Annotated in this window: 26 protein-coding genes; 21 read left to right on the top strand and 5 right to left on the bottom strand. The window is 71.4% G+C overall.

Going from position 1 to position 24,349, the window contains the following annotated elements; genetic code table 11:
- Positions 1-9 precede the first annotated feature (9 nt).
- Genes NLX83_RS07215 through NLX83_RS07205 form a run of 3 tightly spaced genes read left to right on the top strand, consistent with a single transcriptional unit; the run spans position 10 to position 1,678 of the window.
- The gene (locus NLX83_RS07215) at positions 10-564 is read left to right on the top strand and encodes a type 1 glutamine amidotransferase domain-containing protein (protein ID WP_254234054.1); all 555 of its coding nucleotides are present in this window, start codon (positions 10-12) and stop codon (positions 562-564) included.
- Positions 561-1,109, top strand: coding sequence for a YbaK/EbsC family protein (locus NLX83_RS07210; protein ID WP_254234053.1), 549 nt, complete (start codon positions 561-563; stop codon positions 1,107-1,109). Before NLX83_RS07215 ends, NLX83_RS07210 begins: the two co-directional genes overlap by 4 nt.
- Before the next feature lie 2 nt (positions 1,110-1,111).
- Positions 1,112-1,678 (top strand): class I SAM-dependent methyltransferase, encoded by a 567-nt coding sequence (locus tag NLX83_RS07205; protein WP_254236120.1) that lies wholly within the window; start codon positions 1,112-1,114, stop codon positions 1,676-1,678.
- Between the two features lie 174 nt (positions 1,679-1,852).
- Here the strand turns inward: NLX83_RS07205 and purU are convergent, their stop codons facing one another.
- The 5 genes from purU to NLX83_RS07180 form a co-directional block, all read right to left on the bottom strand.
- On the bottom strand, positions 1,853-2,737 hold the full coding sequence (purU, locus tag NLX83_RS07200) for a formyltetrahydrofolate deformylase (protein WP_254234052.1): 885 nt from the start codon (positions 2,735-2,737) through the stop codon (positions 1,853-1,855).
- Positions 2,738-2,785: 48 nt separating this feature from the next.
- Complete coding sequence (locus tag NLX83_RS07195) at positions 2,786-3,505, bottom strand: maleylpyruvate isomerase N-terminal domain-containing protein (protein WP_254234051.1); 720 nt, start codon at positions 3,503-3,505, stop codon at positions 2,786-2,788.
- A 20-nt stretch (positions 3,506-3,525) separates the two neighbouring features.
- Complete coding sequence (locus NLX83_RS07190; protein ID WP_254234050.1) at positions 3,526-4,251, bottom strand: maleylpyruvate isomerase family mycothiol-dependent enzyme; 726 nt, start codon at positions 4,249-4,251, stop codon at positions 3,526-3,528.
- A gap of 234 nt (positions 4,252-4,485) precedes the next feature.
- Complete coding sequence (locus NLX83_RS07185; RefSeq protein WP_254234049.1) at positions 4,486-5,313, bottom strand: class I SAM-dependent methyltransferase; 828 nt, start codon at positions 5,311-5,313, stop codon at positions 4,486-4,488.
- Entirely contained in the window at positions 5,310-5,810 is a 501-nt protein-coding gene (locus NLX83_RS07180; protein ID WP_254234048.1) for a DUF2505 domain-containing protein, read from the bottom strand. The genes NLX83_RS07185 and NLX83_RS07180 overlap by 4 nt, the downstream gene beginning before the upstream one ends.
- A 17-nt stretch (positions 5,811-5,827) precedes the next feature.
- Between NLX83_RS07180 and NLX83_RS07175 the strand changes: the two genes are divergently transcribed.
- The 18 genes from NLX83_RS07175 (at position 5,828) to proC (ending at position 24,256) form a co-directional block, all read left to right on the top strand.
- Positions 5,828-6,907, top strand: a complete 1,080-nt coding sequence (locus NLX83_RS07175) for a UDP-N-acetylmuramate dehydrogenase (protein WP_256563008.1) — start codon at positions 5,828-5,830, stop codon at positions 6,905-6,907.
- A 130-nt stretch (positions 6,908-7,037) separates the two neighbouring features.
- On the top strand, positions 7,038-8,039 hold the full coding sequence (locus NLX83_RS07170; protein ID WP_254234046.1) for a S1 family peptidase: 1,002 nt from the start codon (positions 7,038-7,040) through the stop codon (positions 8,037-8,039).
- 97 nt (positions 8,040-8,136) lie between these two features.
- Positions 8,137-9,315 carry a L,D-transpeptidase gene (locus NLX83_RS07165; protein ID WP_254234045.1) on the top strand — a complete coding sequence of 393 codons (1,179 nt, stop codon included), beginning with the start codon at positions 8,137-8,139 and terminating at the stop codon, positions 9,313-9,315.
- A 72-nt stretch (positions 9,316-9,387) separates the two neighbouring features.
- The gene (locus NLX83_RS07160) at positions 9,388-10,221 is read left to right on the top strand and encodes an alpha/beta fold hydrolase (RefSeq protein ID WP_254234044.1); all 834 of its coding nucleotides are present in this window, start codon (positions 9,388-9,390) and stop codon (positions 10,219-10,221) included.
- A gap of 23 nt (positions 10,222-10,244) precedes the next feature.
- Positions 10,245-11,465 carry a D-inositol-3-phosphate glycosyltransferase gene (gene mshA, locus NLX83_RS07155; protein WP_254236119.1) on the top strand — a complete coding sequence of 407 codons (1,221 nt, stop codon included), beginning with the start codon at positions 10,245-10,247 and terminating at the stop codon, positions 11,463-11,465.
- Positions 11,447-11,935: a YbjN domain-containing protein gene (locus tag NLX83_RS07150; RefSeq protein WP_374118679.1), complete on the top strand. Its 489-nt coding sequence runs from the start codon at positions 11,447-11,449 to the stop codon at positions 11,933-11,935. Before mshA ends, NLX83_RS07150 begins: the two co-directional genes overlap by 19 nt.
- A gap of 98 nt (positions 11,936-12,033) precedes the next feature.
- Positions 12,034-12,960, top strand: a complete 927-nt coding sequence (locus NLX83_RS07145; protein WP_254234043.1) for a DUF4349 domain-containing protein — start codon at positions 12,034-12,036, stop codon at positions 12,958-12,960.
- Positions 12,961-13,336: 376 nt separating this feature from the next.
- On the top strand, positions 13,337-14,905 hold the full coding sequence (locus NLX83_RS07140; protein ID WP_254234042.1) for an AMP-binding protein: 1,569 nt from the start codon (positions 13,337-13,339) through the stop codon (positions 14,903-14,905).
- A gap of 113 nt (positions 14,906-15,018) precedes the next feature.
- Positions 15,019-15,627: a TetR/AcrR family transcriptional regulator gene (locus tag NLX83_RS07135; RefSeq protein ID WP_254234041.1), complete on the top strand. Its 609-nt coding sequence runs from the start codon at positions 15,019-15,021 to the stop codon at positions 15,625-15,627.
- Between the two features lie 18 nt (positions 15,628-15,645).
- Positions 15,646-16,389 carry a phosphoglyceromutase gene (locus NLX83_RS07130; RefSeq protein ID WP_254234040.1) on the top strand — a complete coding sequence of 248 codons (744 nt, stop codon included), beginning with the start codon at positions 15,646-15,648 and terminating at the stop codon, positions 16,387-16,389.
- 119 nt (positions 16,390-16,508) lie between these two features.
- A complete protein-coding gene (locus NLX83_RS07125) occupies positions 16,509-17,708 on the top strand; it encodes a sensor histidine kinase (RefSeq protein ID WP_254234039.1) in 1,200 nt (399 codons plus the stop codon).
- Entirely contained in the window at positions 17,705-18,394 is a 690-nt protein-coding gene (locus tag NLX83_RS07120) for a response regulator transcription factor (RefSeq protein WP_254234038.1), read from the top strand. Before NLX83_RS07125 ends, NLX83_RS07120 begins: the two co-directional genes overlap by 4 nt.
- A gap of 105 nt (positions 18,395-18,499) precedes the next feature.
- Complete coding sequence (locus NLX83_RS07115) at positions 18,500-19,534, top strand: Ppx/GppA phosphatase family protein (protein WP_254234037.1); 1,035 nt, start codon at positions 18,500-18,502, stop codon at positions 19,532-19,534.
- On the top strand, positions 19,531-20,748 hold the full coding sequence (locus NLX83_RS07110; protein ID WP_254234036.1) for a hypothetical protein: 1,218 nt from the start codon (positions 19,531-19,533) through the stop codon (positions 20,746-20,748). Before NLX83_RS07115 ends, NLX83_RS07110 begins: the two co-directional genes overlap by 4 nt.
- Before the next feature lie 4 nt (positions 20,749-20,752).
- On the top strand, positions 20,753-21,562 hold the full coding sequence (locus tag NLX83_RS07105) for a sugar phosphate isomerase/epimerase family protein (RefSeq protein WP_254234035.1): 810 nt from the start codon (positions 20,753-20,755) through the stop codon (positions 21,560-21,562).
- Positions 21,563-21,633: 71 nt separating this feature from the next.
- Positions 21,634-22,554 (top strand): proline dehydrogenase family protein, encoded by a 921-nt coding sequence (locus NLX83_RS07100; RefSeq protein WP_254234034.1) that lies wholly within the window; start codon positions 21,634-21,636, stop codon positions 22,552-22,554.
- On the top strand, positions 22,551-23,381 hold the full coding sequence (locus tag NLX83_RS07095; protein ID WP_254234033.1) for a thioesterase family protein: 831 nt from the start codon (positions 22,551-22,553) through the stop codon (positions 23,379-23,381). The genes NLX83_RS07100 and NLX83_RS07095 overlap by 4 nt, the downstream gene beginning before the upstream one ends.
- A gap of 56 nt (positions 23,382-23,437) precedes the next feature.
- Positions 23,438-24,256 (top strand): pyrroline-5-carboxylate reductase, encoded by an 819-nt coding sequence (gene proC / locus NLX83_RS07090; protein WP_254234032.1) that lies wholly within the window; start codon positions 23,438-23,440, stop codon positions 24,254-24,256.
- Positions 24,257-24,349 lie beyond the last annotated feature (93 nt).

The following is a 24,349-nucleotide window of genomic DNA, read 5'->3' as shown; positions in this document are numbered from 1 at the left end:
CCGTAGTTCATGGCCGAATACCTGAAGAGAATCGCGTTCATGGTGGCCGACGAGGGCATCGAGCAGATCGAGCTCACCTCGCCGTGGCAGGCCGTGCTCGACGCTCCCGCCGAACCGCGACTGCTCGGCCCGCAGCTGGGCACGGTGCGCGGCTTCAACCACCTGGACCCCGCCGACTCGTTCCCCGTCGACATCGCGATCGAGGACGCCGCACCCGCCGACTACGCGGGGCTCGTGCTGCCCGGTGGTGTGGCGAACGCCGACAAGCTCCGGACGAACCCGCACGCCGTGCGCTTCGTGAAGGAGTTCGCCGCCGCGGGCAAGCCGATCGCGGCGATCTGCCACGCGCCGTGGCTGCTGGTCGAGGCGGACGTGGTGCGGGGCAAGACGTTGACCTCGTACCCGAGCCTGGCGACGGACATCCGCAACGCGGGCGCGCACTGGACGGACGAGGAGGTCTTCGTGTGCCCGGGCGACGGTTGGGACCTGATCACCAGCCGTACGCCCAAGGACCTGGACGCGTTCAACGCCGCCATCCTGAAGGTGTTTAGCCTGGGCGCATGACCTGGAACATCGCCGGATCGCTCACCGTTCTGCCCGCCGCCGAGCACCCGGAACTGCTCGCCGAGCCGGTCGCGAAGGCCCTCAGCGCGCTGTCCGACGCCGACCGCGACCGCGTCGGGGTCGCCGAGATCGACCCGGAACTGGCTGACACGGCGGCGTTCTGCGCGAAGTACGGCTCACCGCTGGAGGCTTCGGCGAACTGCGTGGTGATCAGCGGCAAGCGCGGCGACACGGTGCGCTTCGCGGCGTGTCTGGTGCTGGCGACCACCCGCGCTGACGTGAACGGCTTGGCGCGCAAGCGGTTGGAGGCCCGCAAGGCGTCTTTCGCGCCCATGGACGAAGCGGTCAGGCTGACCGGCATGGCCTACGGCGGGATCACTCCGCTCGGTCTGCCGGAGGGCTGGCCGATCCTGCTGGACTCCGCCGTCGCCGCGGCGCCGGAGCTGGTGATCGGCAGCGGTGTGCGCTCCAGCAAGCTGCTGGTCCCGGGCGATGTCCTGGCGCGGTTGACCGCCGCTGAGGTCGTCGAGGGGCTCGGCCGGTGACCATGCCGGACTACGAGGTCGAGGCCGCGCGCTACGACTCGACCCGCGGCGGCGAGCCGCGCGCCCGTGCCGCGGCTGCCGCGATCGAACGACTGCTGCCGCCCGGTCCGGTGCTCGATGTCGCTGTGGGCACGGGAATCGTGGCGGCGGCGGTGGATCGCCCAGTGGTTGGTGTTGATCTCTCTATTGCGATGCTGGGCAATGCGGTGCGGCGGTTGCCGGGGCGCGTGGCCCAGGCCGATGCGCGCCGCCTGCCCGCCAGATCGGGCAGTGTTGCCGCCGTGACGGCGATTTGGCTGCTGCACCTGATGCCCGACTCGGAGGCCGTGGTGCGCGAGGTCGCCCGCGTGCTCCGGCCCGGCGGAGTGTTTGTGTGCACTGTGGACAAACGCGCCGCACACCGCTTGGCAGAAGGGAATCCCGCCATGCCCGGAGCGCGTGACGAGCGTGCCCGCGTGCAGGCTCTTGGCGCGCGGTACGGCCTCGCGGTGTGCGGCGAGGGCTCCTTCGTCGGCCACGGCCAGGAGTACGAGCCCGTCTTCCCCTTGCTCGCCTTCACCAAGCTCTAGCCGGTTCCGCAGTCTTCAAGTACACCGCACCCCCGTCCCGGAGGTCTTTAACCGCACCCAACCCTCGGGAGGTTGGGGGCGGTTAAAGACCGCTGGGGGTGGGGTTTGTAGGACTTGAAGACTGTGGAACTACGGCTGGGAGGACCGCTGGGGGCAGGCTCCAGGTGGGGGCTTCTAGTGGAAGACGACGGTGCGGTTGCCGTGGACCAGGACGCGGTCCTCCACGTGCCAGCGGAGGCCGCGCGCGAGCACGACCTTCTCGATGTCGCGGCCCTTGCGGATCATGTCCGCGCTGCTGTCGGTGTGGTCGACCCGGACGATGTCCTGCTCGATGATCGGCCCCGCGTCCAGTTCGGCGGTGACGTAGTGGCAGGTCGCGCCGACGAGCTTCACGCCTCGGGCATAGGCCTGGTGATACGGCCGGGCGCCGATGAACGACGGCAGGAAGCTGTGGTGGATGTTGAGCGCCTTGCCCGCCCACGCCGCGCACAGCTCCGGCGGCAGGACCTGCATGAACCGGGCCAGCACCACCGCGTCCGGGTGATGCGAGTCCACGATCTGGCGGATCTGGTTGAACGCGGCGTCCTTGCCGTCGCGGTCCTCGCCGGGACCGGGGAAGGGTATGTGGTGGAACGGGATGCCGTGCGCCCTGGTGATCCCGGCCAGGTCCGCGTGGTTGCCGATCACCGCGCGCACGTCCACGTCCAGCTCCCCGGAGGCGACCCGGCCGAGCAGGTCGTACAGGCAGTGCCCGGCCTTGGAGACCAGGAGCACCACCCGCCGCGGCACCCCGGTGTCGCTGACCCGCCAGTCGGTCCGGCTGCCCAGCTCCGCCGCGATCCTGGCGAACCGCGTGCGCAGCTCGGCGAGGTCGAAGGGCAGCGAGTCGGCGCGGACCTCCTGGCGGGTGAAGAACCAGTTGGTGTCGCGGTCGGTGTGGTAGGCCGCCTCCACGATCCAGCCGCCGAACTCCGCGAGGAACGTCGAGATCTTGGCGACGATCCCGGTGCGGTCGGGACAGCCGAGGGTGATGACGTAGCGGCGTTCAGGGCTGGACATGGCTGGTCAGTCTGTCAGGCCGTCACGATCGAGCGACGCACAGGCCGTTCAGACCGCGGGGAGCGCGGCGAACAGCGACTGGTCCCCGGTCCGGATCGCCGTGCTGGGCCGGTTCCAGATCGCCCGGTAGATCGCGTCCGCCGTGCCCGCCATGGTCGCGTCCGCGTCGATCGCCGAGTCCTGCAACGGCAACACCTCGACCGGTTTGCCCGCGCGCAGCACGAGCGTCCAGGCCCGGCCCGCGTCGGCGGCGTGGAACAGGATGCTGCCGGACGCCTCGGTGTTCCTCAGCGCCACCAGCGGTGTCCAGCCGAGCGCCTCGTCGATGCCGTCGGCCGCGAACCGCGGGTCGAAGATCAGCCGGGACTCGACGCCCCGCGCCAGCTCCGCGTCCAGGCGGTGGATGGCGGTGTCGTGCGCCATGCGGCGGCTCCAGAAGTGCGCCTGTTGCGGGAGATCCGGCAGGAACGTCCAGGTCGGCGCGTCCGGTCCCGCCTCGCGCAGGCGCTGGGCGAGCAGGGCCGTCCGCTCCCGCGAGTGGTCCAGCAGCGGCTGCCACTCGGTCGGCACCTCGGGGAACTCCGCCTGGCTCCCGGTCTCGACGATCGCGCTGACCCAGGCGTGCGCCCTGGCCACGTGGGCGACCAGGTCAGCGACTGTCCACTCTGGACACGTCGGCACCGCGGCGCCCGGTCCGGCTTGTACGGCCGCGTCGAGGAGTGCGGCGGAGTGTTCGGTGATCTGGTCGACGAGGCCCGCGTGATCCATGCCGCCACACTATGCGGGTTTCACGGACAGGGGAGCGCCTCGACCAGCTCGTGCGCACCGGTGATCACAGCGGTGCTCGGGCGGTTCCAGACGGCTCGGTAGACCGCGTCCGCCGTCCCCGCGACCACGGCGTCGGTGTGGATCGCCGCGTCCAGCGCCGGGGTCACTTCGGGCGTCTGCCCCGGGCGCAGCGTCATCGTCCACGCGCGGCCGGCGTCGGCGGCGTGGAAGAGGATCGTGCCTTCCGCGGTCACCTCGCTGAAGTCGCCCAACGGCAGCACGGTCAGCCGCTCGTCGATGCCGTCCGCGGCGAACTGCGGATCGAAGATCAGCCGGGACTCGACACCCTGCGCCAGCTCCGCGTCGATGCGGTGGATCGCGGTCTCGTGTGCCTGCCGCCGCGCCCACACCCGCACGCTCCCCGGCGCCGCGGTGAACATCCAGGTCGGCTTGTCCTGGTCGAGTTCGACGAAGCGGTCCACCAGTGTGGCGACCCTCTTGTCCCACCACTCCAGCAAGTCGTCCCACTGCTTTGGTGCGTGCGGGAACTCCGGCCGCATCGTGATGTCTTGTGCGACAAGGACTTCAGCAGTCCGCGAGTGCACGTTCGCGATGTGGCGCACCAGGTCGAAGACGGTCCAGCCCGGGCAGGACGGCACCTTCGCGTCCGGCCCCGCGGCCACAGCGGCTTCCCGCATCGCAGCGACCTGATCCCGTACGTGCTTCACGAACTCGGCGTGCTCCATGCCCTCGACCCTAGAAGCGTTGTGACACAGATTCCACCCACACCCACCTCCGGGCTGGCCTCCACCTCGACTTCGCGCCACTCTGAAACGCACAACCTCACCTTCGCAGTGCCCCCCTACCCCGTTTCGTACTCATAGCGGGAAAAAGAGCGCTCCCATACGCGGCTATGAGTACGAAACGGGATTTGGCGACCCCGGCGGAGGTTGAGGGGGGTGAGGAGTGAGGGGGTGGGGCTAGAGGGTGGGGGAGACGGCGGACCAGGCGACGGTGACCTCACCGAGGCGCCAGCGGCGGTGGTGGTCGCGCACGGGCCAACCGCGTTCGGCGAACAGGCGCACGGCCTCGGCCCAACGGGCGCGCGGACCGAACGGGACGAACGGTGCGGCGGTCGCCCAGCAGGCGTCCAGATCGGACAGCAGCTCGTGCACGCGCTCGCCGGGGACGTTGCGGTGGATCAGCGATTTCGGCAGCCGCTCGGCCAGCTCAGACGGAGCCTCGACGTCGGCGGGCTTGCAGGCGAAGGTCATCGTCAGCGGGCCGGAGGCGTCCAGCGTGACCCAGCAGCACCGCCTGCCGATCTCGTCGCAGGTGCCCTCGACCAGCAACCCACCGGGGGCCAGGCCGGAGAGCATCGTCTGCCACGCCTGCTCCGCGTCGGGCTCGCTGTACTGGCGCAGCACGTTGAACGCGCGCACCAGGACGGGACGCCGCCCGGCCAGCTCGAAGCCGCCCCGGCGGAAGTCCAGCAGCGGCGGATCGGCGACGGCCGCGCCCGCGGCGACGCGCTCCGCGTCGATCTCCAGGCCGAGCACGCGCAGGTCGGGGCGGAGCACGCGGAGGCGCTGCGCCATCTCCACCGTGGTGATCGGCGACGAGCCGTAGCCTAGGTCGATCACCAAGGGGTCCGCCGCTCCCCGCAGCACCTCGCCGACCTGCGGGTTCGACGCCATCCAGCGATCGACCCGGCGCAGCCGGTTGGGGTTGGTGGTGCCCCGGGTCGGCAGGCCGAGCGCACGGGCCCGTCCTGCCGCGAACCGGGGCTTGCGGCGGGCTTGGTTCACCGCTGCTCGCGCAGCCACTTCAACGTGAAGGTGTTCTCCGCGTCGAGCAGCTTGCCGATCTGCTCCACGATCGCCTTCTCCACCTTGCCGCCGACGAAGGGCAGCGACACCCGCACTTCAAGCGCGCTGAGCAGCTCGGTACCCGCGCCGTTCGGCCGCAGCTGGAGTGAGCAGTTGATCGAGGCGGGGGCACCGGGCACCGAGGCCACGACGGTGCCGACCGCGCCCTCACCGGCGGCGCGCCAGCGCTCGGTGCGCTCGATCACCAGGTCGCCGTTGATCAGCGAGCGGACGAAGGACGGCAGCTTGTCGGCGGGAACGCCCTGCTTGAGCACTGCCTTGCTCTCGCCGTCGGTGCTCTCGTGCGAGAGGAGTTCCGCCTTGGCGCCGCCGACCGCGGCGAGCCGCGCGCGCAGGTAGTCGGCGTCGGTCAGCGCCGCGAGCAGCGCGGGCGCCGGGAACGGGAACTCGTGTGAGGTCTCGGTGCTGGTGGCCACGGCGCGTCAGGCTACCGTTGGCGGTCGTGACCACACCGCCGTCCGCCACCGAACCCGTCGCGCTCGCCGCTCACACGACGCTGCGCCTGGGTGGGCCCGCGGCCCGGTTCGTCAACGCCACCACCGCCGCCGAGCTGGTCGAGGTCGTCCGCGCCGCCGACGCCGCGCGGGAGCCGCTGCTGGTGCTCGGGGGCGGCTCGAACCTGGTGATCGCCGACTCCGGCTTCGACGGCACCGTGGTCCGCATCGGCACCTCCGGCAGGCGCATCGACCGGCTCAGCGACGGCCGCGTGCAGCTGACCGTGGAGGCGGGTGAGGACTGGGACGAGGTGGTCGCGCACACCGTGGCCAACGACCTCGGCGGCCTGGAGTGCCTGTCCGGCATCCCCGGCCTGGTCGGCGCCACCCCGGTGCAGAACGTCGGCGCGTACGGCGTGGAGATCACCGACGTGCTGGTCTCGGTGGACCTGCTGGACCGGGAGAGCGGCCAGGTGCGCATGGTGCCCGCAGCCGAGCTGGGGCTGGCCTACCGGACCAGTGTGCTCAAGGGCAAGGACAACGCCGTCGTGCTGCGGGCGCGGTTCGCGCTGACCGACGGCGGGAGGTCCGCGCCGATCGCCTACGCCGAGCTGGCCCGCACCCTCGGCGTCGAGGCCGGTGACCGCGCCCCGGTCCGCGATGTGCGCAAGGTTGTGCTGGAACTGCGGCGCGGCAAGGGAATGGTGCTCGACCCGGTGGACAACGACACGTGGAGCGCGGGCTCGTTCTTCACCAACCCGATCATCGCCGAGGACGAGCTGCCCGCGGTGCTGGAGCGGGTCGGCGCGGACGTCGCGATGCCGAGCTACCCGGCGACCGAGGGGCACGTGAAGCTCTCCGCCGCGTGGCTGATCGAACGCGCCGGGTTCCGCAAGGGGCACAGCGCCAGGGACGGCCGGGTCTCCTTGTCCACCAAGCACACCCTCGCGCTCACCAACCGCGGTTCGGCGCGCACCGAGGACCTGCTCGCGCTGGCCGCCGAGGTGCGGGACGGCGTGGCCGAGGCGTTCGGCGTTCGGCTGCACCCCGAGCCGGTCCTGGTCGGTTGCGCGCTCTAGCCCGTTGATCTTTGCGCCTATGGCAAACGCCTACGCGAGCGAGGGCCGTTCGGGTGACGTCGTGTGACGATTGTCTTACTGCGCGTGTTTCATGGGATGTGCGGATGCCAGCTCTGACGAGGAGGGCATCATGGCGGGCGACACCCGGGCCTTGCACAGGCACGAGATCCGACCGGTGAAACGGCGGGTCGAGGACGCTTTCCTCGATCTGCCAGGGGTCGTCGGTGTGGACATCGCCGAGCAGCGCGTCGCGGGCCTGCCGACCGGGCGGTTGGCGATCTCCGTTTCCGTACTGGACAAGCGTCCCGCCGATCAGTTGCCAGCGTGGCAACTCTTGCCGCGCGAGGTCGGCGGCGTACCGGTGGACGTGGTGCGCGACGACGTGCTGGTGCACACGGCTCTGATGCGCGCGGACTCCGCGCCGGAACCGCCGCCGGAGGCATACTCCACGCTGCTCGGGGGGATCGGCATCGGCCCGTGCCGCCCGATCCGGCTCGGCCCGCCGCAGGCGCCGGAGTACGGCGAGTACGTCACGGTCGGCACGCTCGGCGTGCTGGTCACCGACCGCCTCGGCGCCGGGGAAGTGCTGGGGCTGACCAGTTTCCACGTCGCCTGCGTCGACGACGGCTGGGCCATCGGCGACGAGTTCACCCATCCGTCCAGAGTGGACGGTGGGCGGTGCCCGGACGACGTCTGCGGCAGCCTCGCCCGCGGCGCTCTTTCGTCCAAAGTGGACGGTGCGCTGATCAGGTTCCGGCCTGGGCGGCCCACCGAGCCGGGGATCGTCGGCATCGGGGCGGTCACCGGGCACGCCGCGGCCCGCATCGGCGCGCCGGTCCGCAAGCGCGGGCGCAGCACCGGGCTCACCGCGGGCGTCGTGATGTCGGTGGACGCCACGGTGCAGCTCGACTACGGCACGGGCCTCGGGGTGCGGCGGATGCGCGACCAGGTGCGGATCGAGGTGGCCGCGGGGCGCTTCGGCGACCGGGGCGACTCCGGGGCCGCCGTCGTCGACCAGTCCGGCCGCGTCGTCGGCCTCTACTTCGCGGGCAACCAGGGCGGCACGGTCGGCTACGCCAATCCCATCGAACCCGTGCTCGCCGAGCTGGTGGTCGACGTTTGCACCGGTTGAGGCGATCTTGAGCCAGCTGTAGTGACGACCGTCACACCCGCCTGGCGCACCCTCGGCTTCTCGTCGAACGTCCTCTGGAGGGTGCACGATCGTGCCCATGGGTAGGCGGAGGTCGATGGACGTGGTCAGACGAGGGACTCGGGGCGTTGTCGGATTGACGGGCATCGCGCTCGCCGCAGTTCTCTCGCTGGTCGCGTGCAGCGGCGACGGCACCCCCGCGCCGGAGGCGCCCCCGGTCGCCAAGGTGGCGACGGACCCCGTCGACGGCGCCAAGGACATCAGCCCGGCCGCCCCGGTCAAGGTCACCGTCGCCCAGGGCACGCTGACCGAGGTGAACCTGGCCAACGCCGAGGGCAAGGCGGTCAAGGGCGAGCTGTCGCCGGACCGGCTGAGCTGGACCAGCACCGAGAAGCTGGCCTTCGAGAAGAGCTACACCTGGACCGGCAAGGCCACCGGAACGGACAACAAGCCGGTGGAGGTCAAGGGCGGCTTCAGCACCCTCAAGCCGGGCAAGCTCATCCGGGCCACGGTGAACCCCACCGACAACGCGGTCGTCGGCATCGCCATGCCGATCAAGGTCGAGTTCGACGCGAAGATCAAGGACAAGGCCGCCGCGGAGAAGGCGCTGACCGTGGAGACCACGCCGAAGGTCGAGGGCGTGTGGGCCTGGCTCAACGACCGCGAGGTGCACTACCGCCCGGAGAAGTACTGGCCCGCCAACACCAAGATCAAGGTGAAGGCGAACCTCTACGCGGTGCCCTACGGCGACGGCAACTACGGCCGCGTCGACGTGAGCACGCAGTTCAGCATCGGCCGGGCGCAGATCGTGAAGGCGTACACGCCCTCGCACAAGCTCGTCGTGCAGCGGGACGGGCAGACCGTCGCCACCTACCCGGCCAGCTACGGCAAGGACGCCGACCCGAACCTGAACACGCCCAACGGCACCTACATCGTGATGCAGAAGAACCCCGTCGAGAAGATGGACAACCCCAAGTACGGCTACACCAACGTGATGAAGAAGTGGGCCGTCCGGATCTCCAACCACGGCGAGTTCATCCACGAGAACAACGACAACGCGGGCAACATCGGCAGGGCCAACACCTCGCACGGCTGCGCGAACCTCCTGGAAGCGGACGCGAAGCGGTTCTTCGACAGCGCGCTGGTCGGCGACCCGGTCGAGGTCACCGGCTCCAAGAGCACGATCGCCCCGCAGTACGACGTCTACGACTGGCAGCTCACCTGGAACCAGTGGCAGTCCAAGTCCGCTCTGCGCTGAACGGCCCTGGGCTGATGTGAGATCGGGAACGGGCCCTCGCGGGTGCGGGGGCTCTCCGGGTTCACTGGACTCGTGCGACTCTCGGAGCTGAGCGGTGCCGGCGGGACCAGGCTGGCCGTGACGGAGGCCGGACCGCCGGACGCTCCTCCGGTGATCCTGCTGCACGGCTGGGCGCAGTCGGCGCGCTGCTGGGCCGCCCAGCTCACCGATGAGCGACTGACCTCGGAGTTCCGCCTCATCGCCGCTGACCTGCGCGGACACGGCAGATCGTCGGCGCCTGCCGAGGGGTACGACCAGGTCGAGAACTGGGCGGGTGACGTCGCGGCGCTGCTCGCGCACGCGGGGCGGCCCGCGGTGCTCGTCGGCTGGTCCTATGGCGGCCTGGTGATCGCCGACTACCTGCGTGAACACGGTTCGGACGCGGTGTCGGGCATCGCGCTCGTCGGCGCTATCACCGAGCTCGGCCGCGGTCGTGAGGGCGGACGCACCGGCGTCGCGATGCGCGCCGCGTTGCCCGCGGCTCTGTCCGACGATCCCGCTGTGGCGGTGCCCGCGTTGCAGGGGTTCATCGAGGGCACTAGCGCGCAGCCGCTGCCCGGTGAGTTCGCGCAGCTCGCGCTCGGAACCGCGCTGAGCACGCCGCCAGCCGTCCGGCTCGGGCTGTTCCGCCGGGACATCGGCAACGCCGACGTGCTGGCCGGGCTCACCGTGCCCGCGCTCGTGGTCCACGGCCTCGACGACCGGATCGTCGACCCCGCCGCGGGCCGCTACGCCGCCGATCTCATCCCGGGCGCGGCGACCAGCTGGTACCCGGAGTGCGGTCACCTGCCGTTCGTGGAGCACGCCGAGCGCTTCACCACCGAGTTGGCCGAGTTCGTCGAGCGCTGCCAGGGGGAGGCAGCGTGATCAAGCGGATCGCCGTCCTGGCCATGCACACCTCGCCCCTGGAGCAGCCGGGCACCGGCGACGCGGGCGGGATGAACGTCTACGTCGCGCAGACCAGCAGGCGCTTCGCCGCCAACGGGGTCGAGGTCGAGGTGTTCACCAGGGCCAACGCCCCCGGCCTCCCGCCCGCCGTGGAGATGGTGCCCGGGGTGACCGTGCGGCACGTCCCCGCCGGGCCGCCGGAGCTGGACAAGAACGACCTGCCGACGCGCATCGCCGAGTTCGCCTCCGGGGTCGTCGCGACGGGTCAGGGCGGCTTCGACGCGGTGCACTCGCACTACTGGCTGGCCGGACAGGCCGGTATCCAGGCGAAGCGCGCGTGGCGGGCGCCGCTCGTGCACACCGCGCACACGCTGGCCAAGGTCAAGAACGCCGCGCTCGCCGCCGGAGAGCGTCCCGAGCCCCTGGCGCGCGTGCTCGGCGAGGAGCAGCTGGCCGCGGCGGCGGACCGCCTCGTGGTCAACACCGAGATCGAGGCGGCGGAGCTGCGCGGCCTGTACCGAGCCCGCGCCGAGCAGGTCCTGACGATCCCGCCCGGGGTGGACCTCGACTGCTTCACGCCCGGAGATCGTGCCGCCGCCCGTGCCGAACTGGGCCTGCCCGCCGACGCGGTCGTGCCGGCGTTCGTCGGCCGCATCCAGCCGCTGAAGGCGCCGGACGTGCTGCTGCGCGCTACCGCTGAGCTGTTGGCCCGCACGCCGTCCCTGCGTGAACGCATCGTGACGCTCGTGGTCGGTGGGCCGTCCGGCACCGGGCTCGACCAGCCGGAGTTGTTGCAGCGGCTCGCCGTCGAGCTGGGCATCGCCGACGTGGTCTGGTTCCTGCCGCCGCGCTCCGGCGGCGCGCTCGCCCAGGTCTACCGGGCCGCTGACGTGGTCGCGGTGCCCAGCCACAGCGAGTCCTTCGGGCTCGTCGCCCTGGAGGCACAGGCGTGCGGCACCCCGGTCGCGGCGACCTCCGTCGGCGGGTTGCCCGTCGCCGTTGCGGACGGCGTCTCCGGCGTGCTCCTGCCCGACCACCGCACCGAGCGCTGGGCGGACGCCCTCGCCGGGATCGCGCTCGATCCGGTGCGGCGCGCGTCGATGTCCGCCGCGGCGGTGCGGCATGCGGCACGCTTCTCCTGGGAACGCACTACGGAGGGGTTGTTGGCCGCCTACGCCGACGCCGCGCGAACGGAGGTGGGGGCGTGCTCGTGCACGAGCTGATCGAGTCCACTTTGGACGAACGCGAACTCGCTTGGCAGAGCAAGGAAACGGGCAAGTACTTCGTCACCCTGCCCGGGACCAAGAAGCTGCAGACCAACTGCTGGCTCATCATCGGCAGGGAGGCGCTGCTGATCGAGGCGTTCGTCTGCCGCCAGCCCGACAGCAAGCACGAGGACGTCTACCGCTTCCTGTTGCGCCGCAACGCGAAGCTCTACGGCGTGCACTACACCCTGGACGCCGAGGGGGACATCTACCTCGTCGGCCGGATCGGCCTGCACGCGGTGACCACCGAGGAGCTGGACCGGCTGCTCGGTCAGGTGCTCGAAGCGGCCGACGGCGACTTCAACAGCCTGCTGGAGATCGGGTTCGCCGACGCGATCCGGCGGGAGTGGGACTGGCGGGTCTCCCGCGGCGAGTCCCTCGCCAACCTGAAGTCCTTCAAACACCTGGTGGGCGACGCCGAGCAGTAGTCACCGCCGAACCTCGCGACGCCGAGTCCTAATCGTGACCCGGACGGACGAACGCGGCGGAGGGCGCCTTCCGTCTTCGGGGCATGCCGTCAACCAACGTGACTCGACGTCTCGGCCCCGCGCTCGGTGCCGTGCTCGTGCTGGGCTTACTGGCCGGATGCGGTTCCGGCGCAAGGACTTCCGGAACCCCGCAGAGCGAGTACGACCTGTCGGCGCCCGCTCCGGCCGACAACAGCGGCGGTGGCACCCCCGGCAAGCGCGGTGCGGGCGAGTCGGCGGGCATCGCGCCCAACGCGCCGATCCCGCCGGACCAGAAGCCCGAGCCGGTCGCGCCGAACTCGATTTCCCCGCAGCGCCAACTGATCCGCACCGCGCGCCTGGAGCTGAAGGCGGCCGACGTCGCCGAGGCGGTCGGTCGCGGCAAGGACGCCGCCACCAGGGCGGGCGGGTTCGCGGGCGCCGAGGAGACCAGGGAGAGCCGCGCGACGCTCACCCTCCGCGTGCCCTCGGACAAGCTCGACCCGGTGCTGGAGGAGCTGGCCAAGCTGGGCGAGGTGACCGTCCGGGACGTGCGCTCCACCGACGTCACCGACCAGCTCGTGGACACGCAGAGCCGCATCGCCTCGCAGAAGGCCAGCGTGGAGCGGGTGCGCGCGTTGCTGGAGCGGGCCAACACCGTCGGTGAGGTCGTCCAGGTCGAGGGCGAGCTGACCCGCAGGCAGGCCGAGCTCGAATCGCTGCAGAAGCGACTGGAGTCGATGTCCAACCAGGTCGCGATGTCCACGGTGACGCTGGCCGTGACCAGGACCGGTGCCCCGCCGCCCAAGGCCGACTCCGGATTCCTTTCCGGACTGGCAAGTGGCTGGAATGCCTTGCTGGCCTTCGGTTCCGCGCTGCTGACCGGGATCGGCGCGGTGCTGCCGTTCGCCGTTCTGCTGGCGATCCCGGTGCTGGCGCTGGTGATCTGGCTGCGGCGCAGGAAGCCCGCCGCGGTTCCGGGAGGGCCCGTCGCCGCCGAGGAGTAGGGGACGGTGGAGCGGTTCGGGAGAGAGGGGGAGTCGCGAGCTCGAACCGCTCCACGCGTGTCCCCGGCCGGACGCGCAGGTGGGGGGCACCTGGGCGGTGTTCCGGGCGGGCCGCGGTTCGACGGGGGATGCGAACCGCGCGACCCTCACCGGATCGGGGAATGCGTGGGAGCCGACCGGCGAGGTGGTGCCAACTTGGCAGACGCGACCGGGCGATCACAACCCTGCTCCGTTACTCCATTCGAGTGTAGTTAGGCGTGCGAAGTAACGGATAGATATCGGGTTCCTGCAGGTGGCGGATGCCTTGACCCTGGCTTGTGAAGCCGGTCACGATGGGGCGCCGCCACCTGGGCAACCACCCGACGGAGGGACGTTCATGATCTTTCGGAGCCCGTTCCCCGATGTTGAGATCCCCGACGTGGGGCTTCCGGAGCTGCTGTTCGGCGACCTCTCCGGACGCGCGGACCACCCGGCGCTCGTGGACGGCTCCTCCGGCCGCTCGCTGAGCTACGGCGAGCTGGCCGCGATGGTCGGCAAGGTCGCCGGAGCGCTCGCCGCGCGGGGCGTCAACAAGGGCGACGTGGTCGGCATCTTCAGCCCCAACACGCCTTTCTACGCCGTCGCCTTCCACGGCGTGCTGCGCGCGGGCGCCGTCGCGACGACGGTCAACTCGCTCTACACCGCCGACGAGCTCGCGTCGCAGCTGCGCGACTCCGGGGCGACCGTGCTGATCACCATCTCCGCGTTCCTCGACCGCGCCGAGGCCGCGGTGAAGGCCGAGGGCGTGCGGATCTCGGAGATCATCGTGCTGGACGGGGCCCCGGGGCACGCGGGCCTGGCCGACCTGCTGGCCGAGGACGCCGCGCCGCCCGATGTGGTGATCGACCCGGCGACCGACCTGGCGGTGCTGCCGTACTCCTCCGGCACGACCGGGCGAGCCAAGGGCGTGATGCTCACGCACCGCAACCTGGTGGCGAACATCGTCCAGATCGTCGAGCTGATCGAGGTCGGCGCGGACACCCGGATCCTCGCGGTGCTGCCGTTCTTCCACATCTACGGCATGCAGGTGACCATGAACGCCGCGCTGCACGTCGGCGCGACCGTGGTGACCATGCCGAAGTTCGACCTGCCCGAGTTCCTCCGGGTGATCGCCGAGCACCGCACCGACCGGGTCTACATCGCCCCGCCCGTCGCGGTGGCGCTGGCCAAGCACCCGATCGTCGACTCCTACGACCTGTCGCCGATGAAGGTGCTCTTCTCCGGGGCCGCGCCGCTGGACGAGGAGCTGGCCGCCGCGGTCAAGGCGCGGCTGGGCTGCACGATCCGCCAGGGCTACGGGATGACCGAGATGAGCCCGGTCAGCCACATGATCCCGGACTCCCGCGAGGACATCGCGATCGGCACGGTCGGCCTGATCATCCCGAACATGGAGTGCAAGCTGGTCGACCCCGGCACCGGAGCGGAGGTCGGCGTCGGCGTGCCCGGCGAGCTGTGGTGCAAGGGCCCCAACGTGATGGCGGGCTACCTGAACAACCGGGACGCCACCGACGCCACCCTCGACGCGGACGGCTACCTGCACACCGGCGACGTCGCGGTGATCGACGCAGACGGCGTGGTATCGATCGTCGACCGGGTCAAGGAGCTGATCAAGTACAAGGGCTACCAGGTGCCGCCCGCCGAGCTGGAGGCGTTGCTGCTGACCAACCCGCTGGTCGCGGACGCCGCGGTGATCGGGGTGCGCGACGCCGAGGGCGAGGAGGTGCCCAAGGCGTTCGTGGTCCGCCAGCAGGGCGCCGACCTGGACGAGGCGGCGGTGATGGCCTTCGTCGCGGAGCGGGTGGCGCCGTACAAGAAGGTCCGCGTTGTCGAGTTCCTCGACGCGATCCCCAAGTCCGCCAGCGGGAAGATCCTGCGCAAGGACCTCCGCGCCCGCGAGTCCGCCTAGCGACCTCGTGCCCGGTGGCGGGAAATCCGCCACCGGGCACGCCGACGTCGGCCTTGGCATTCGCCGCCCGAGGGGTTCGGCTGGACGGGCGATTCGGGTTAGGTTCTCGTGACATGTCGACGCCAGCACCCGAGCGCCCGCACCGCGGTGGCCGACCGCGCAACGCCGCCATCGACGGCCAGGTCCTCTCGGCCGCGGTGGACCTGGTGATCGACAAGGGGATGGCCGGGTTCTCCATCGAACGGCTCGCCGCGCACACCGGGATCGCCAAGACCACCATCTACCGCAGGTGGCGCTCCGGCGACGAGGTGCTCCAGGACGCGCTCGCCTCGCTGCACCTGGTCTACCAGGAGTTCGAGGAGGGGCCGCTGGAGCCGATCCTCGTCGAACGGGTCTGGCAGCTCTACCGCAGCATGATCGACACCAGGGCGGGCAGGCTGATCGCCGAGCTGATCCCCGACGTGCACCGCCGCCCCGAGCTGTTCGAGGTCTACTGGACGCAGGTGGTCCGGCCGGGCCGGGCCCCGATGGTCGACCGGTTGCGGCGGGCGGTTGCCGAGGGCGAGCTGCGCTCCGGGACCGATCCGGACTTCCTGGTCGAGATGCTGATCGGGCCGATCCTCTCCGGCGCGCTGTTCCTGCCCGGGGCGATGACGGAGGAGCAGGCGGCCTTCCACGTGCGGACGGTTCTGGCCGGACTCCGTCCTAACCCGAAAGAGTGATCTGGCAGGCTTGCCGCCATGACAGCGACCCTGGTTCTGCTCCGCCACGGTGAGAGCGTCTGGAACGCCGAGAACCTGTTCACCGGCTGGGTGGACGTGCCGTTGTCGGAGAAGGGGGTGGTCGAGGCCAAGCGCGGCGGCGAGCTGCTCCGGGAGGCCAAGCTCCTGCCCGACGTGGTGCACACCTCGCTGCTGCGGCGCGCCATCTCCACCGCCAACCTCGCCCTCGACGGCTGCGACCGGCACTGGATCGACGTCCGCCGCGACTGGCGGCTCAACGAGCGGCACTACGGCGCGCTCCAGGGCAAGGACAAGAAGCAGACCCTGGAGGCCTACGGCGAGGAGCAGTTCAAGCTCTGGCGCCGCTCCTACGACACGCCGCCCCCGGTCATCGAGCTGGGCAGCACCTACTCGCAGGACGAGGACCCGCGCTACGCCGGGCTCGGCTCCGCCCTGCCGCGCACCGAGTGCCTGAAGGACGTCGTCGCCCGCCTCCTGCCTTACTGGGAGAAGGCGATCGTGCCCGACCTGCGCTCCGGCAAGACCGTGCTCGTGGCCGCGCACGGCAACTCGCTGCGGGCCCTGGTGAAGCACCTGGACGGCGTCTCCGACGAGGCGATCGCGGGCCTGAACATCCCGACCGGCATCCCGCTGCGCTACGACCTCGACGAGGACCTCAAGCCGGTGACGGCGGGCGGCACCTACCTCGACCCGGAGGCCGCGGCCGGTGCGATCAAGGCCGTGGCGAACCAGGGTCGGTGACCAACGGGTGAACGGTTCGGGACCCGTTGCTGAACAACGCCTCGAACAGGTGTCGCGGGCATCACGTATAGCCATCTGGGAGTAGTCCAACCGCCCGGAGCAGTGCTTACGATGCGCCCGTGACCGCTTCGGGCTGCATCGCCCTGCTGATCGGTGTGCTGCTGGTCGGCGCGGGGATCGGCTTTGTCTCCGGGCGCGCCGCGGGTCGGCGCGCCCGGACCCGATCCACCGAGCTCACCGTCGCCGACCTCTTCCAACGCGTCGTGCACTCCTCACACAATGGGGTGGCGGTCATTAACCGCTTCGGCGCAGCCGTCGTGCACAATCCGCGCTCGGTCGAGCTGGGGTTCGTCCGCGACAACCGGCCCGACCTCCGCGCCGAGAAGGCGGCGGAGCAGGCCATCGCCACCGGGGAACCGGTCGAGGTCGACCTGACCCCGCTGGACCACCGCGCCGGGCGCCAGCCGCAGGCCGTGCTGGCCGAGGTCCGCCCGCTCGGGGACGGTTTCGCCGTCGTCGACGCCGCCGACCAGTCCGAGGCCGTCCGCCTCGAAGCCACCCGCCGCGACTTCGTCGCCAACGTCAGCCACGAGCTGAAGACCCCGGTCGGCGCGCTCGCGTTGCTGGCCGAGGCCGTGCTGGACGCCGTGGACGACCCGGTCGAGGTGCGGCGGTTCAGCGGCAAGATCCTCCGCGAGGCCACCCGGCTCGGCACCCTGGTCACCGAGCTGATCGAGCTGTCCCGGCTGACCGGCGCCGAGGCGCTGCCGGAGCTGGAGGTGCTGGAGGTCGACGACGTCGTCGACGAGGCGCTGGGCCGCTCCCGGCTGGCCGCCGAGTCCGCCGACATCGAGATCACCGTGGACCCGCCGAGCGGTCTGCTCGTCGACGGCGACCGCACGCTGCTGGTCACCGCGTTGACCAACCTGATCGACAACGCGATCTCCTACTCGGGTCCGGACAGCCCGGTCTCGATCAGCCGCCGGTACGCCGACGGCGCGGTGGAGATCGCGGTCACCGACCGGGGCATCGGCATCGCCGCGGAACACCAGCAGCGCGTCTTCGAGCGCTTCTACCGGGCCGATCCGGCCCGCTCCAGGGCCACCGGGGGCACCGGCCTCGGCCTGGCCATCGTCAAGCACGTCGCCGCCAACCACGGCGGCGAGGTGCGGCTGTGGAGCAAACCGGGCACCGGTTCCACGTTCACCCTGCGCATCCCGGCACACCGGGCCGCGGAGGGCATATCGGCGGTGTCGCCGCCAGTGTCGTCGGAAGACCCGGCACCACTCGCAGTCGTCGAACCCGGAGGAGTCTCGTGACCAGGGTGCTCATCGTCGAGGACGAGGAGTCCTTCGCCGACCCGCTCGCCTTCCTGCTGCGCAAGGAGGGCTTCGCCACCGCCGTGGCCGCGACCGGCCAGGAGGCGCTCGACGAGTTCGACCGCAACGGCGCCGACATCGTGCTGCTCGACCTGATGCTGCCCGGGATGAGCGGCACCGACGTCTGCCGCGCGCTCCGGCTGCGCTCCTCCGTGCCCGTGATCATGGTCACGGCCCGGGACAGCGAGATCGACAAGGTGGTCGGCCTCGAGCTGGGCGCCGACGACTACGTCACCAAGCCGTACTCGGCGCGCGAGCTGATCGCCCGCATCCGGGCGGTGCTGCGCCGCGGCACCGACAACGCGCTGGACGCCGACCTCTCGCCGCAGGTGCTGGAGGCGGGCGTGGTGCGGATGGACGTGGAGCGGCACGTGGTCACCGTCTCCGGTGCGGAGATCAACCTGCCGCTGAAGGAGTTCGACCTGCTGGAGTACCTGCTGCGCAACGTCGGCCGGGTGCTCACCCGCGGCCAGCTGATCGACCGGGTGTGGGGCGCGGACTACGTCGGCGACACCAAGACCCTGGACGTGCACGTGAAGCGGCTGCGTTCCAAGATCGAACCGGACCCCTCGCTGCCGAGGTACCTGGTCACGGTCCGTGGGCTGGGCTACAAGTTCGAGTCGTAGGCTGTTGATCACGCGTCCGGGGCCGCGGGCCCCGGACGCCGCTCGCCCGCGCCCGCTCCGGGCCGATGGCCACCACGCCCCGGACCGGCGGGTAACCTGGTCTCCGTGCGCCTAGGGGTGCTTGACGTCGGGTCCAATACCGTCCACCTGTTGGTGGTGGACGCGCATCGTGGTGCCCACCCGACGCCGATGAAGTCGGAGAAGACCGTCCTCCGGCTCGCCGAACAGATCACCGACGGTGACCGGCTCAGCGACTCCGGTGCCGAGCTGCTGGTCGACGCGGTCGCCAGGGCGCGGGAATCCGCGGTCGGCTTCGGCTGCGCCGAGCTGATGGCCTTCGCCACCTCCGCCGTGCGCGAGGCGAGCAACGCCGCCGAGGTGCTGGAGCTGGTCCAGGAGCGCACCGGCGTCGAGCTGAAGGTGCTCTCCGGCGAGGACGAGGCCCGCTACACCTTCCTCGCGGTGCGCCGCTGGTACGGCTGGTCGGCCGGGAACACGCTGGTGCTCGACATCGGCGGCGGTTCGCTGGAGATCGCCATGGGCATCGACGAGGACCCCGACCTCGCGCTCTCCCTGCCCTTCGGCGCGGGCAGGCTGACCAGGACCCGGTTCGCCTCGGACCCGCCGACCAAGCGCGAGGTCCGGGACCTGCGCGACCGGCTGGACGCCGAACTCGCCCCGGTGAGCAGGCAGCTGCGCAAGATCGGCCCACCGGACCACGCGGTGGCCACCTCGAAGACCTTTCGCACCCTGGCCCGGCTGACCGGCGCGGCCCCGTCATCGGCGGGGCCGATGGCGCGCAGGACGCTGACCGACGCCGGGCTGCGTCAGTTGATCGCTTTCATCTCCCGCATGTCAGCTGCCGATCTGGCCGAGCTGGAGGGCGTCAGCCCCAGCCGGGCCCACCAGCTGGTCGCGGGCGCGCTAGTGGCGGAGGCCGCAATGCGAGCGTTGTCGCTACCCGAGTTGGAGATCTGCCCGTGGGCACTCCGCGAAGGCGTGATCTTGAGACGGCTGGACCAGACGGAGGAAGCAGTCCAGACTGCTCCGGCAGTGAACGGCTCGATTGATCAGCTTTCGGGTCGGCAGGATCACAGTTCTGGACGGACAGGCCGGTACGGGGCACGGTGGACTCAATGAGCAAGAACAGCGAGTCGGAGCACGACGACGGTCAGAAGACCGTCGCGGAGCTGCTCGCCCAGTACGGGGCCGACGGGCCGCCGACCGCGCGACGCAGGCGCAGGCGGGACAGCGACGACGTCAGCGAGACCGCGCCGCAGGCGATCATCAACCGGATCCTCACGGACTCCGGGCAGATGCGCGCGATCCGCGACGACGGTCCGCACCCCGGCCAGCCCCAGCAACCACAGCAGCCGCAGCAGCGGCCGCCGGCCGGTCCCGGCCAGGGCACCGGCCGCTTCGCCGCGCCGCCGCCACCGCCCGCGCCGCAGCGCTTCGAGCCCAGCCCGCAGGCGGGCGGCCCGCCGCACACCTCGGGCCGGTTCGCCGCGCCGCCGCCGAACACCGGCGCCCACCAGGTGCCGCCGAACACCGGCTCGCACCTGGCCCCGCCGCCCGGCACCCCGGACGCCGACGTGACCGCGCAGTACCCGGCGATCACCGGCGACTACCCGCCGCCCGGCACTCCCGGCGTCCCCGGTGGCCAGCGGCTGGCCCCGCGGCCGAACCCGGCGGCGCAGACCTCGCAGGCCCTGCCCGTCCCGCCGCCCGGCGTGGCAGCGGGCGAGCCGGTCACCGAGCAGTTCCCGCGGATCACCGATGACGCCGCGCCCACCCAGGTCGGCGCGACCCCGCCGCTCACCGGCGGCCCCCCGGCCGGGCTGGACGGCGATCACGACTGGTTCGGCAACACCGGCCAGCAGCCGTACGCGGCGCTGCGCGGCGGTCGTCCCGCCGAGGCGGACTACCCGACCAGCCAGGCCCCCGCGGTCGTCGAGGACGACGAGCACGAGGCGGAGCGGGCGGAGGAGCGCGACGTCCACCCGGACGCCGACGTCGACGAGGACGACGCCGAGCGGGCCGAGGCCGACTCCGACGAGGACTACGACGAGTACGACGAGGACGAGCCGTCGCCGACCAAGGAATGGCTGGTGATGCTCGCGCAGCTCGGCGGCGGTCTGGTCGGTGGCGCCGGGCTGTGGATCGGGTTCCAGTTCCTGTGGAGCTGGATGGCCCCGGTCGCGCTGTTCGTCGCGCTCGCGGTCATCGGCGGCATGGTGTGGCTGGTCCGCAAGATCCGCAAGGCCGACGACCTGCAGACGATCGTGCTCACCGTGCTTGTCGGCCTGGTGGTCACCATCTCCCCGGCGGCGCTGCTGCTGGTGAACCGCTGATCACGTGATCCCGGTCGGACTCTCCACGGCGGCGGTCTGGCCGCAGCCCGCCGCCGCCGCGTTCGAGTTCGCCAAGGAGCTCGGCTACGACGGCGTCGAGGTGATGGTCTGGGCCGATCCGGTCAGCCAGGACGTCAGCGCGCTGCGCAGGCTCTCGGACCTGCACGGGGTGCCGATCCTCGCCGTTCACGCGCCCTGCCTGCTGATCACCCAGCGGATCTGGTCGCCCGATCCGGAGGTGAGGCTGCGCCGAGCGGTCGCGGCCGCCGCCGCGCTGGACGCGCCGACGACGGTGGTGCACCCGCCGTTCCGCTGGCAGCGCAAGTACGCCGAGACCTTCCCGCAGCTGGTCGCCGAGCTGGAGCGGGTGACCGAGGTGGCGGTCGCGGTGGAGAACATGTTCCCGCTGCGCCCGCTCGGCCGTAAGCGCCAGCTGAAGCTGTCCGGCTACCGACCCTCCTACGACCCCACCGACATCGGCTACGCGAACTACACGCTCGACCTGTCGCACACTGCGGCCGCGCACGTCGACGCCCTGGAACTGGCCAAGCGGATGGGCTCCGGGCTCCGGCACATCCATCTCGCTGATGGCACCGGCGCGCCGACCGACGAGCACCTCGTCCCCGGTCGCGGCAACCAGCCGTGCGCTCAGCTGTGCGAAGAGTTGGCGCGCAACGGTTTCGACGGTCAGGTGGTGCTGGAGGTCAGCACCCGCAAGGCGGCGAGCCGCGAGCAGCGGGTCAGCCTGCTCGCCGAGGCGCTGCTGTTCGCCAGGCTGCATCTCGGGCAGAACCCCCGCCTCGGCACGGCTTGATCGACTTTCTCGTTGTGGAGAACTGTTCGCCACAGCCGTTTTGATCTTGTTGCTGACGTACAGTTCCGCCCGTGAATCCGTTGCGCTCGTTGATCCTCGCCGCTGCGGGGAACGACGCCGTCCGGCGGCTGGTGTCCACGGCCCCGGTGAGCCGCGGCATCGTGGACCGGTTCGTCGCCGGGGAGAGCACCGCCGACGCCGTCGCGGTGACCGCGGCGCTCGCGCGGGACGGGCTCGCGGTGACGCTGGACCACCTCGGTGAGCACGCGAGCGGGCGGGAGCCCGCCGAGCGCACCGTGCGGGCCTACCTGGAGCTGCTGGACAGCCTGCACGAGGCGGGGCTGTCGGAGGTCGCCGAGGTCAGCGTGAAGCTCTCCGCGGTGGGCCAGGCCGTCGACGAGGGTCTCGCGCTGGCCAACGCCTCGCGGATCTGCGCGGCGGCCGAGCAGTGCGGCACCACGGTGACGCTGGACATGGAGGACCACACGACCACCGACTCCACCCTGGGTGTGCTCGCGGAGCTGCGCCGGACCTGGCCCGGTGTGGCCGCGGTCCTCCAGGCGTACCTGCGCCGCACGCTCGGCGACTGCCGGGACCTGGCAGGCACGCGGGTGCGGCTCTGCAAGGGTGCTTACGCGGAGCCGGAGTCGGTCGCGTTCACCGATCCGCACGAAGTGGATCTGAACTACGTGCGCTGCGCGAACGTCCTGCTGGAGGGCGAGGGCTTTCCGATGTTCGCGACGCACGACCCCAGGCTCGTGCCGATCATCGGTGAGCGGGCGAAGTGGTACGACCGCAAACCCGGGAGCTACGAGCACCAGATGCTCTACGGGGTGCGACCGGACGAACAACGGCGCTTGGCCGAGACAGGCGAGACGATGCGGGTTTATGTGCCCTACGGCGGGCAGTGGTACGGCTATCTGATGCGGCGGCTGGCCGAGCGCCCCGCCAACACCACCTTCTTCCTGCGCTCCCTGGTCGGTACCTCATGAGACTGCGCACGGACCCGGTGCGGGTCACCCCCTTCGCCATCGCGACGACCGTGCGCCCGATGGGCGACGGCAGCTTCACCGGCGAGCTGGCCGCGGACTGGACGATCGGCGGCAAACCGCACGGCGGTTACCTGCTGGCGCTGATGGCCAGGACGGCGCTGTCCGCGGTGGACCCCGGCGGCGCAGGAGGCCTCGACCCGCTCAGCGTGAGCGCGGATTTCCTGCACACGCCCGAACTCGGCCCGGTCCTGGTGCGCACCACCGTGGCCAAGGCGGGGCGCACGGTCACCGTCGTCCAGGCCGAGCTGTTGCAGCGCGGCCGGACCTGCGTGCACGCGATGATCACCGTGGGCAGGCTGCCCGACGCGGTCCCCGCGTGGTCGGACCTGCCCGACCTGCCGGCCGAGCCCCCGGCGCGGGCGATCGACGTCGGCGCGACGGACGCGGCCAAGACCTTCCGGATGGCCAAGGCGTGCCAGGTCATGCTGGACCCCGATGGCGCGGGCTTCCTGTCCGGCCACACCGGGGACCCGCTGCGCCTGCGCCTGTGGGTGCGCCCGCGCGACAGCCAGCCCGATCCGCTGTTCGCCCTGGTCGCCGGGGACATCTCGATGCCGGTCACGTTCAACCTGGGCAGGCTCAGCTGGTCGCCTACGGTGCAGCTGACCGCGCTGCTGCGGTCCCGCCCCAGCTCGGGCTGGCTGCGCCTGCAGGTCGACTCCCGCGCCGTGCTCGGCCAGTGGTTCGACGAGGACGCCACAGTGATCGACTCCTCCGGCAAGCTCGTCTGCCAGGCCCGCCAGCTCGCCCTCACCAGCGCGGGCTGACCCCCGGGGTTCACCAGTCCAACCCGCTGAGCAGGGCGGGACTAGGCTTTTCGGTCATGACGACGATCGCGGTACTGGGTGCGGGGAAGATCGGTGAGGCGCTGCTGTCCGGGCTGCTCGCCTCCGGGCACCCGTGCGCCGAGCTGATGTTCACCGAGCGCCACCCGGAGCGCTCCGCCGAGCTGACCCAGCGCTACGGCGTGCGCTCGGTCGAGGTCGCCGAGGCGGCGAAGCTGGCCGACGCGCTCGTGGTCGCGGTCAAACCGCAGGACATCGAGCCGGTGCTGGACGAGCTGTCCGGGACGCTGGCCGAGGGCAAGCTCGTGGTCTCGCTCTGCGCGGGCCTGCCGACCGCGCTCTTCGAGCGCCGCCTGCCCGAGGGCACCCCGGTGGTCCGGGTCATGCCGAACACCCCGATGGTCGTCGGCGAGGCGATGAGCGCGATCTCCGCGGGGCGGCACGCCACCAAGGAGCACCTGGCGCTGGCCGAGGGCATGCTCGGCGCCGTCGGCAGGGTGGTCCGGGTGCCCGAGGCGCAGCAGGACGCGGTCACCGCGCTCTCCGGCTCCGGCCCGGCGTACTTCTTCTTCCTGGTCGAAGCCATGATCGACGCGGGCATCCTGCTCGGCCTGCCCAGGGCCGTCGCCGCCGACCTGATCATCCAGTCGGCCATCGGCTCGGCGAAGATGCTGCGCGACTCCGGTGAGCACCCCGTCGCCCTGCGCGAGGCCGTGACCTCGCCCGCGGGCACCACGATCATGGCCATCCGGGAGCTGGAGAGGCACGGCGTGCGTGCGGCGCTGCTCGCGGCGATCGAGGCCGCGCGGGACCGGTCGGTCGAGCTGGGCCAGGCCCATGAGGGAAGTTCCCGGTAGTCGCTTCAGTCACTCCAGCCCGGTTACCCTCACAGGGAGCGCGTGCGTGTTGAGTCCGCCGGAGGGGAAGCCGGCGGCGCGCCACGTGGCGAT

The organism is Allokutzneria sp. A3M-2-11 16 (assembly GCF_024213555.1).
Lineage (GTDB): Bacteria > Actinomycetota > Actinomycetes > Mycobacteriales > Pseudonocardiaceae > Allokutzneria.
This window is presented reverse-complemented; position numbering and strand designations above follow the sequence as displayed.

Excerpts from the sequence above, each read along its gene's own strand:
- NLX83_RS07215 (WP_254234054.1), top strand. The coding sequence starts at position 10 with ATGGCCGAATACCTGAAGAGAATCGCGTTCATGGTGGCCGACGAGGGC.
- NLX83_RS07210 (WP_254234053.1), top strand. The coding sequence starts at position 561 with ATGACCTGGAACATCGCCGGATCGCTCACCGTTCTGCCCGCCGCCGAG.
- NLX83_RS07205 (WP_254236120.1), top strand. The coding sequence starts at position 1,112 with ATGCCGGACTACGAGGTCGAGGCCGCGCGCTACGACTCGACCCGCGGC.
- purU (WP_254234052.1), bottom strand. The coding sequence starts at position 2,737 with ATGTCCAGCCCTGAACGCCGCTACGTCATCACCCTCGGCTGTCCCGAC.
- NLX83_RS07195 (WP_254234051.1), bottom strand. The coding sequence starts at position 3,505 with ATGGATCACGCGGGCCTCGTCGACCAGATCACCGAACACTCCGCCGCA.
- NLX83_RS07190 (WP_254234050.1), bottom strand. The coding sequence starts at position 4,251 with ATGGAGCACGCCGAGTTCGTGAAGCACGTACGGGATCAGGTCGCTGCG.
- NLX83_RS07170 (WP_254234046.1), top strand. The coding sequence starts at position 7,038 with ATGGCGGGCGACACCCGGGCCTTGCACAGGCACGAGATCCGACCGGTG.
- NLX83_RS07165 (WP_254234045.1), top strand. The coding sequence starts at position 8,137 with ATGGGTAGGCGGAGGTCGATGGACGTGGTCAGACGAGGGACTCGGGGC.
- mshA (WP_254236119.1), top strand. The coding sequence starts at position 10,245 with ATGCACACCTCGCCCCTGGAGCAGCCGGGCACCGGCGACGCGGGCGGG.
- NLX83_RS07140 (WP_254234042.1), top strand. The coding sequence starts at position 13,337 with ATGATCTTTCGGAGCCCGTTCCCCGATGTTGAGATCCCCGACGTGGGG.
- NLX83_RS07135 (WP_254234041.1), top strand. The coding sequence starts at position 15,019 with ATGTCGACGCCAGCACCCGAGCGCCCGCACCGCGGTGGCCGACCGCGC.
- NLX83_RS07130 (WP_254234040.1), top strand. The coding sequence starts at position 15,646 with ATGACAGCGACCCTGGTTCTGCTCCGCCACGGTGAGAGCGTCTGGAAC.
- NLX83_RS07110 (WP_254234036.1), top strand. The coding sequence starts at position 19,531 with ATGAGCAAGAACAGCGAGTCGGAGCACGACGACGGTCAGAAGACCGTC.
- NLX83_RS07095 (WP_254234033.1), top strand. The coding sequence starts at position 22,551 with ATGAGACTGCGCACGGACCCGGTGCGGGTCACCCCCTTCGCCATCGCG.
- proC (WP_254234032.1), top strand. The coding sequence starts at position 23,438 with ATGACGACGATCGCGGTACTGGGTGCGGGGAAGATCGGTGAGGCGCTG.